Genomic DNA, 7,809 nt, shown 5'->3' on the forward strand with positions numbered 1-7,809 from the left:
TAGTTAGTGCGACTCGTTATCATCAGCAGGTTGATACTCACCCGATGCGGGACGGAAATGCGAAATGGGGTCACGGCCGGCGGCGAAGGCCATCGTGGTGCACCCGCGCACGGTCGACGGTCGTGCCTGCTATGACATGAGTCACTGTTACGGTAGTGCCATGGCCAGTGTGACTGAACTCGTGAAGCGCTACTACTCCACCGTCGATGCCGGAGACGCAGACGCCACCTCGGCGCTGTTCGCCGCCGACGCCAGCTATGATCGGCCCGGCTATCCGACGATGGTCGGCCAGCAGATCACCGATTTCTACCATGGCGAACGCGTCATCGAATCCGGTGCGCATTCGCTGCAGGAGATCCTCGTCGACGGCGATCGGGCGTCCAGTCGCGGTGTCTTCAGCGGTCGTCTCAAGGACGGTTCTGAGACCTCGGTGGGATTCGCGGACTTCTTCCTCTTCGACGCCGAGGGCCTCATCGCCGAACGCACCACGTACTTCTACCAAGCAGCGGTCTGAGCCGCTGCCTCCTCGAAAATAGGTCACTATCGGATACTTCTGAGCCCGGAAGCTGTCCGATAGCGACCTTTAATTGGGGCGAATGCGTTTCAGCGCCCCTGACCGCGAGCTTCGAGGACAGCTTTCTGGATCCGGTCGCGGACGGCGGCGGCCTGTGGGGTCGGGGTCGTGCCATAAGCTTCTTCGACCTGCTCGAAGACGTCTTCCATACCTGCGGGATCGACATCGACCGGCAGGTCCTCAATAGCGGCGAAGGCCGGGCCGATATGGTCCATGAAACCGCGGATCCCGGCCCCTCCCCCGCCGAAATGCATGCCTTCGAACTGGCCGATGGCCGACCAGCGCAGACCCAGCGAATTCTTCAGCACCGAGTCGAGGTCCTCGGCGGTGACGACCCCGTTCTGCACGAGCGAGATCGCCTCCTTCATCAGCGCATTCTGCAGCCGGTTACCGACGAATCCGCGGATCTCACGCCGCAGCACCACCGGTTCGCGCTCGCAGCTGCGATAGAACTCGACCGCAGCGTCCACGGTCTCCTGGGAGGTCTGCGGGGAGGGCACGACCTCGACGAGCGGCATCAGGTGCGGCGGATTGAACGGGTGGCCGACGATGACGCGAGATGCTGCGGACTCTGGCAGTGCGGCCGCGATCGTTGAGGCCGGGATCGTCGACGACGACGTGGCGAACACGGCCCCGGCCGGAGCCGCCTCGGCGATCTGGGCGAACAGCACCGGCTTCGATTCGGGGTCCTCGGGACCGGATTCCTGCACGAAGACGACATCGGCCACGGCGGCTTCGACGGTCTCGGCGATGTCGACGGTGCCGACCTGCGAGGCCAGCTCATTCCGGGCGGAAGCGTCGGCGGTGACCTCGGCCTGCAGCCCGGCGACCACCTCGGCGAGGTCGGGACGCGGGTCGAAGACCCGCACCGTGTACCCGCTGCGGGCGAAGAGGAAGGCGAACGACCGGCCGATGGTTCCGGCGCCGATGACGGCGACTGTTGGGCTCATGCGACCAGGCTATACCCGCCCCACCTGTTCGAGCGGACTCCGCGGCTCGAACAGGTGGGGCATTCACCCAAGCGCGCAGCGGCAGAGATCGGCCCGTTCGCCGTAGTCGAATCGTTGCCGTGCGCCTTCCGTCGAGGTCGTATCCTGGTGGCACAATGTCACCATGAGCGCGAACCCAGAACTGAGAACAGTGGACTCGGAGATCATCGCCCTGGCGGAGGACGAATACGCCGCCGCGGCGGAGACCGCGCGCATCGAGGTGCGCGAGGTCCACACTGCCGACGAGGCGGCCAGGGCCTCACTGCTGCTCGACGAAGTCTGGAACGTCGACGAGACCGGCACGAACGTGTTCGAACCCAGCCTCATCATCGCCTTCGCCCACGCCGGCAACTATGTCTCCGCTGCGTACAGCATCGACGAACCCGACGAAATGATCGGAGTGACCATCGGCTTCTTCGGCCAGCCTCTGGGATCGGTGATGCATTCGCATATCGCCGGAGTCCGCCATCAGATCATCGGCCGCGGTGCGGGCTCCGCGATGAAGCTGCACCAGCGTCTATGGTGCCTCAACCTCGGTATCACCGAGATGACCTGGACTTTCGACCCGCTCATCGCCCGCAATGCATACTTCAACTTCCAGCGTCTGGGTGTCGGCATGGTCGAATACCTCGAGGATTTCTACGGGCAGATGCGCGATGGAGTGAACTCCGGCCAGGCCAGCGACCGGATGATGGTGTCCTGGCCGCTCGACCGTCCGGCACGGGCCTCGGTCGTCGACCCCGGAACGGCGTTCCCGTGCCTGCGCGCCGATGACGATGGGGAGCCGCTGCTGAGTGAGGTGCCGAAGGAGACCGAGTTCGTCTCGCTGGACTTCCCCTCCGATATCGAGGATCTGCGCGGACAGGATGCCGATCTCGCCAGCCGCTGGCGACTGGCCCTGCGCACGGCGCTGACCGGCCTCGTCGGCGACGGCTGGGTCGTCGACACCTGCCTCAAGGGTGGGACCTACCTGCTCCACCACCCCTGAGGGCCCATTCACCTCGGCGTCACTTGGCCCGTGTTCACTGATGTGATGACCTCTGCACCTGCCCGCACCGCCGAAGTGGCCGGAACGTTTCTGCGCCTGGGCCTGACATCGTTCGGCGGTCCCGTCGCCCACCTCGGGTACTTCCGCGAGACCTTCGTCGGCCGCCGTTCCTGGCTCGACGACCGCGAGTACGCCGACCTCGTCGCCCTGTGCCAGATGCTGCCCGGCCCCGCGTCGAGCCAGGTCGGAATGGGACTCGGGCTGCGCCGCGCGGGCCTGCCCGGGCTCGTCGCCGCATGGGTGAGCTTCACCCTGCCGTCGGCGATTCTGCTCACCCTCTTCGCGCTCGGACTCTCGGCCCTCGGTGGCCTCGGCGATGCCGGGTGGCTGCTCGGACTCAAGGCCGCCGCGGTGGCCGTCGTCGCCGGTGCCGTGCGGTCGATGGCGACAACGCTGACCCCCGATGCCAAGCGGGCGAGCATCGCTGCTGCTGCCCTCATACTCATGCTCGTCGTCCCGGATTCGATCATGCCGACGGCCCTCGTCCAGATCGCAGCGATCGTCCTCGGCGGAGTGCTCGGCCTCGCGTGGCTGAAACGGCCCCATCGTGGTGCGCAGGATCAGGGATCCCCCGCCGAGGCGGCCGCCCATGAGGCCCGCATCGCCTCCCGCGGAGCCAGACGGCTCGGCATCGGCGCTCTCATCGCCTTCGCCGCGCTGCTGCTCGGACTGCCCGCGCTCACCGCGGCAACCGGGGACGCGACCATTCGCCTCATCGACATCTTCTACCGGGCCGGGGCCCTGGTCTTCGGCGGCGGCCACGTCGTCCTGCCCCTGCTCGAGGCCGAACTCGTGCCCACAGGGCTGATCGATCACGACACGTTCCTCGCCGGCTACGGCGCCGCTCAGGCCGTCCCCGGTCCGCTGTTCACCTTCGCGGCGTTCCTCGGAGCGTCGATGACGACGGGACCGACCGGCATCCTCGGTGCCGGTATCGCCTTACTGGCGATCTTCCTTCCGGCCGGTCTGCTGGTGATCGGGATCCTGCCGTTCTGGGAACGGCTGCGTGCCTGGGAACCGGCGACGGCGGCACTGACCGGAGTCAATGCCGCCGTCGTGGGGCTGCTGGGGGCCGCGCTCTACGATCCTGTGTTCGTCGAGGGGATCACCTCGCCTGGAACCCTGGCGCTGGCCGTCGCCGCCTTCGTTGCCTCGACCATGTGGAAGGCCCCGGCGTGGGCGACGGTGATCGGGGCCGGGCTGGCAGGCTGGCTGGTGCTGTGAGCGGTCAAGCCCGGGGCTCGACCGATCCCTGCCCGGATCAGCCTTGCGATCAGGACTCTTCCCAGTCCTTGCGCAGCAGCTTCTTGTCGAGTTTGCCCACCGAGGTCCGCGGCATCTCCTCGACCACCCTGACCTCGTCGGGCATCTGCCACTTTGCGAAACGAGCGCTCAAGGTCTCGACGATCGCGTCCCTGGTCACCTCGGCGCCGGGGTTGGCGACGACGTACGCGATGGGACGCTCATCCCACTTTTCGTCGGGGACGCCGATGACGGCGGCCTCGCTGACGTCGGGGTTGTCGAGGATCGCGTTCTCCATGTCGATCGACGAGATCCACTCGCCTCCGGACTTGATGACGTCCTTGAGACGGTCGGTGATCTTGAGGTAGCCGTACTCGTCGATGGTGCCGACGTCACCCGAACGCCACCAGCCGTCGAGGAAGCGATCGGCATTGTCGGGCAGCTGATAGTAGGACTCGGTGATCCACGGGCCGCGCATGAGCAGCTCGCCCATGGACTTGCCGTCACGCGGAAGCTCATTGCCCTCGGGGTCGACGGTCTTCATCTCGACACCGATGATCGGCAGGCCCTGCGAGCGTTTGAGATCCCACTTCTCCTCCTCGTCGAGGTCGAGACCGGGACGGATCTTCCAGTTCGTCGACGCCAGCGGGGTGGTTTCGGTGGCACCGTAGCCGTGGATGACATCAGCCCCGGTGACCTCCTTGAACCCGCGCATCATCGACAGCGGCGGCTCCGAAGATCCGGAGACGAGACGGACGCCGGACAGATCCGGAGCCTGCGGCATCTTCTTCATCATCTGCAGCATCGGCCCGAAGATGGCAGGGGCGCCGTTGGCCAGGGTGACCTTCTCCTCCACGAATGCCTGGGCGATGGCGCCGAACTCCTCGGCGGCGAACTTGCCCGGCAGGACGAGTTTGGCCCCGGCGGCCACAGCATTCTGCGGGAATCCCCACGACAGCACATGGAACATCGGCGTGATGGGCATGACGCAGTCGTCGAAGCTCGCGTGGAGTGCTGCCAGACCGCCCATGGTGTGCAGGTAGATCGAGCGGTGCGAGTAGTAGACGCCCTTGGGCCGGCCGGTGGTGCCGGTGGTGTATCCGGCGTAGGCGGCGGTCTTCTCGTCGACGACCGGCCAGTCGAAGGTCTCGGGCTTGTCGGCGATGAGAGCTTCGTAGGAGACGACGTTGTTCAGGCTCGTCTCGATCTCGGCGATCGGTTTGTCGGTCATGACGACCCAGCCCTCGACGTCGAGCTTCGGGGCCAGCGATTCGGCGACGGGCAGCAGAGATTCGTCGACGAAGATCCAGTCCGACTTCGAGTGGCTGACGACGTAGGCGAGGTCCTCGGGAGCCAGACGCAGGTTGAGCTGGAGCATGGTCGCGGCCACACCGGGCACGGCGAAGTAGAGCTCGAGGTGGCGGCGGGAGTTCCAGTCGAGGACTCCGACCGTGGAGCCGGCACCGACTCCGAGGTCGGCGAGGCCCTGCGCGAGCTGAGCCATGCGCTTGAATTCGTCGGCGTAGTTCGACCGGCCCCAGGAGCCGTCCGAACGGCGGTAGACGACCTCGGCATCACCGAAGACGGTGGCTGCATGGCGGATGAGGCTGGTGGTGTTGAGCTGGTAGCTGTCGCCCAGGGTGGACGGAATTCCTGTCAGCATGAGACTCCTTCGTTCGTGCTCCGGTCCCGTCGCGACGTTATGGCTGCGACGGGAGAAGTATCGTGATCGCCGGTTTCGTGGTGGGCGGTCGTCACCATCACATCTGCTGTGGAGGCGGCGCGGATGCGGTTGAGTCGATACGTGGTCAAACAGTTATCAACCGATCCGTCCGCACCGGCCCGGGCATCACTCTCCGGTGAAGCCGGGTGCTCTCTTGTCGAGGAAGGCCGCGACTCCCTCGGCGAAGTCCTGACTTGCCCGCAGAGCATCCTGCCCTTCGACCTCGCGCCCGAAGGACGAGTCGAGTTCGGCCAGGCTGGCCCGATTGATCGCTCGCTTCGACGCAGTGAGGGCCCGGGTGGGGCCCTGAGCGAAGACTGCGGCGACTTCTTCGGCACGTTCCAGGTGACTTCCGGCCGGAACGACCTCGCTGGCCAATCCCCAGTCGAGGGCATCAGCGGCCAGCAGCTTCTCTCCGGTCAGCGCCAGGCGCAGAGCCCGGTGGCGCCCGGCCGAGGCGGCGACCAGGGCGGTCGAGCCTCCGTCGGGCATGAGGCCGATCTTCGTGAACGGCAGCATGAGGTAGGACTTCTCGCTCATCACCAGATAGTCGCAGGCCAGGGCGAGGGAACAGCCGATGCCGGCGGCCGGTCCGGAGACCGCCGCGATCGTGGGGATGGACAGGTCGAGGATCGAGGCGATGATCTCATTCGCACCGGCGAGGTCGATGCCGTCGCGTCGCTCCAGCCCTCCCCGCAGATCCGCTCCGGAGCTGAAGGCTCGTTCGCCGCCGGTGAGGATGAGCGCGCGCGAGTTCGCGGCCGCCTCGGTGACGGCTGTGCCGATGGCCTGGAATGTCTCCTCGTTGAGCGCGTTGAGGCTCTCCGGACGATTGATGGTCACGGTCGTGACATCGCCGCTGACTTCGGTGAGAACGCTGGTGGACAATGCGACTCCTTCGTACGAATCCGATGATCCGAGTAGCTTTCGGGGCGTGAGCTTCTCTCCGCCCTCGAGACGTGCAGAAGCATCTCCCGCCACTTTAACGTACGTTAAGTTGATCTGCGTCACACGTCTGCGGTGCTTCTTTTGTCGCTGCCCGCCTCAGGCCACAGTCGCGTCAAGCTGGGCGGCGGTGAGTCCCCGGCCGACGAAGACCAGTCGAACGAGGATCGCTTCGCCCTCCTCCTCATCGGTCAGACGTCCGCTGGGCAGGTGAGTCCAGACCCGCGGGTCGGAATCGATGGCGAAGAACTGGTCGACATCGTCGACGCTGGGCCGGTCGAGCACATAGCCGGGCGTCTGCCCCATCAGGCCAGGGCCGCCTCGAGGTCGGCCCACAGGTCGTCGAGGTTCTCGATGCCCACGCTCAGACGGATGAGTCCCTCGGGCACGGTAGTCGGTTCCGACGGGTGCCGTCGGCGACGTTCGATGAGGGATTCCACCCCGCCCAGGGAGGTCGCCGGCGTCCACAGTCGGACCGCCTCGGCGATGGCGGTGGCCTTGTCCGCGGATTCGACGGTGAAGGAGATGATCGCGCCGAACCCGTTCATCTGCGCGGCGGCGCGGGCATGGCCGGGGTCGTCCGGCAGGCCCGGGTAGCGGGTTCCGACGACGGCGGGGTGGGCGGCCAGGCGCTCGGCGATGGCTTGGGCGTTGGCCTGCGCGCGGTCGAGGCGCACCGCCAGGGTGCGCAGTCCCCGCAGGGCCAGCCAGACCTCGAAGGGTCCTGCGATGCCGCCGCGCATGGATCGTTCCGTGTGCAGCTCCTCGCGCAGTTCGGTGTTGCCGGTGATGACCGCGCCGAGGACGACGTCGGAGTGGCCTGCCAGGTATTTCGTCACCGAGTGCACGACGATGTCGGCGCCCAGATCGAGTGGAGTCTGCAGCAGCGGGGTCGCGAAGGTGTTGTCGACGGAGACGAGGAACCCGCGGTCCTTGGCGGCCGCGGTCAGCGCGGGAACGTCGGCGACCTCGAGCATCGGGTTCGTCGGCGACTCGATCCACAGCATCCCCGGGGATCCGGCTGCGCCGGCACTCGCCGGGGCGGCCGTTCCATCCGTGTCCCCCGCCGAGGCGGACGACCAGTTGTTCTCCGCCTGGCCTGTCGTGGCATGCCCCGCTCGATCGAGGGCAGCGATGACCGCCTCGGTGTCGGAGATGTCGACGGTGACGAGGTCGAAGTTCTGCCGCCCGGCGATCTGCTCCGCGGAGGCGAGCGCCCCCTGGTAGCTGTGAGTCGGGATGATGAGCGTGCCGCCGGCGGGCACGAGGCTGATCACGGCGGAGATCG

8 protein-coding genes are annotated in these 7,809 nt (G+C 66.7%); 3 read left to right on the plus strand and 5 right to left on the minus strand.

The genetic code is table 11. The features are described 5' to 3' along the window. The first annotated feature begins 160 nt into the window (after window positions 1-160). Complete coding sequence (locus tag ACTIIH_RS11410; protein ID WP_441451851.1) at window positions 161-514, plus strand: nuclear transport factor 2 family protein; 354 nt, start codon at window positions 161-163, stop codon at window positions 512-514. An 89-nt stretch (window positions 515-603) separates the two neighbouring features. Here the strand turns inward: ACTIIH_RS11410 and ACTIIH_RS11415 are convergent, their stop codons facing one another. Then, on the minus strand, window positions 604-1,524 hold the full coding sequence (locus ACTIIH_RS11415) for a 3-hydroxyacyl-CoA dehydrogenase NAD-binding domain-containing protein (RefSeq protein WP_441451853.1): 921 nt from the start codon (window positions 1,522-1,524) through the stop codon (window positions 604-606). Window positions 1,525-1,687: 163 nt separating this feature from the next. Here ACTIIH_RS11415 and ACTIIH_RS11420 point away from each other — a divergent pair, with 163 nt between their 5' ends. Further along, window positions 1,688-2,551, plus strand: coding sequence for a hypothetical protein (locus tag ACTIIH_RS11420; RefSeq protein ID WP_441090827.1), 864 nt, complete (start codon window positions 1,688-1,690; stop codon window positions 2,549-2,551). A gap of 45 nt (window positions 2,552-2,596) precedes the next feature. Then, window positions 2,597-3,835, plus strand: a complete 1,239-nt coding sequence (gene chrA, locus ACTIIH_RS11425) for a chromate efflux transporter (RefSeq protein ID WP_441451855.1) — start codon at window positions 2,597-2,599, stop codon at window positions 3,833-3,835. Between the two features lie 49 nt (window positions 3,836-3,884). On the opposite strand, the gene ACTIIH_RS11430 is transcribed toward chrA, so the two are convergent. The 4 genes from ACTIIH_RS11430 to ACTIIH_RS11445 form a co-directional block, all read right to left on the minus strand. Beyond that, window positions 3,885-5,516 (minus strand): long-chain-fatty-acid--CoA ligase, encoded by a 1,632-nt coding sequence (locus ACTIIH_RS11430; protein ID WP_441451857.1) that lies wholly within the window; start codon window positions 5,514-5,516, stop codon window positions 3,885-3,887. Window positions 5,517-5,702: 186 nt separating this feature from the next. After that, window positions 5,703-6,464, minus strand: coding sequence for an enoyl-CoA hydratase (locus tag ACTIIH_RS11435; protein WP_441090824.1), 762 nt, complete (start codon window positions 6,462-6,464; stop codon window positions 5,703-5,705). Between the two features lie 156 nt (window positions 6,465-6,620). Next, window positions 6,621-6,827, minus strand: a complete 207-nt coding sequence (locus ACTIIH_RS11440; RefSeq protein ID WP_441451859.1) for a hypothetical protein — start codon at window positions 6,825-6,827, stop codon at window positions 6,621-6,623. Further along, on the minus strand, window positions 6,827-7,809 hold a 983-nt coding region (locus tag ACTIIH_RS11445; protein ID WP_441451861.1), incomplete at its 5' end, for a trans-sulfuration enzyme family protein. The genes ACTIIH_RS11445 and ACTIIH_RS11440, both read right to left, overlap by 1 nt.

The organism is Brevibacterium sp. (assembly GCF_052105255.1).
Lineage (GTDB): Bacteria > Actinomycetota > Actinomycetes > Actinomycetales > Brevibacteriaceae > Brevibacterium > Brevibacterium linens_B.

Bases quoted from the DNA above. Each gene is read 5' to 3' on its own strand.
- ACTIIH_RS11410 (WP_441451851.1), top strand. From the start codon at position 161: ATGGCCAGTGTGACTGAACTCGTGAAGCGCTACTACTCCACCGTCGAT.
- ACTIIH_RS11415 (WP_441451853.1), bottom strand. From the start codon at position 1,524: ATGAGCCCAACAGTCGCCGTCATCGGCGCCGGAACCATCGGCCGGTCG.
- ACTIIH_RS11420 (WP_441090827.1), top strand. From the start codon at position 1,688: ATGAGCGCGAACCCAGAACTGAGAACAGTGGACTCGGAGATCATCGCC.
- chrA (WP_441451855.1), top strand. From the start codon at position 2,597: ATGACCTCTGCACCTGCCCGCACCGCCGAAGTGGCCGGAACGTTTCTG.
- ACTIIH_RS11430 (WP_441451857.1), bottom strand. From the start codon at position 5,516: ATGCTGACAGGAATTCCGTCCACCCTGGGCGACAGCTACCAGCTCAAC.
- ACTIIH_RS11440 (WP_441451859.1), bottom strand. From the start codon at position 6,827: ATGGGGCAGACGCCCGGCTATGTGCTCGACCGGCCCAGCGTCGACGAT.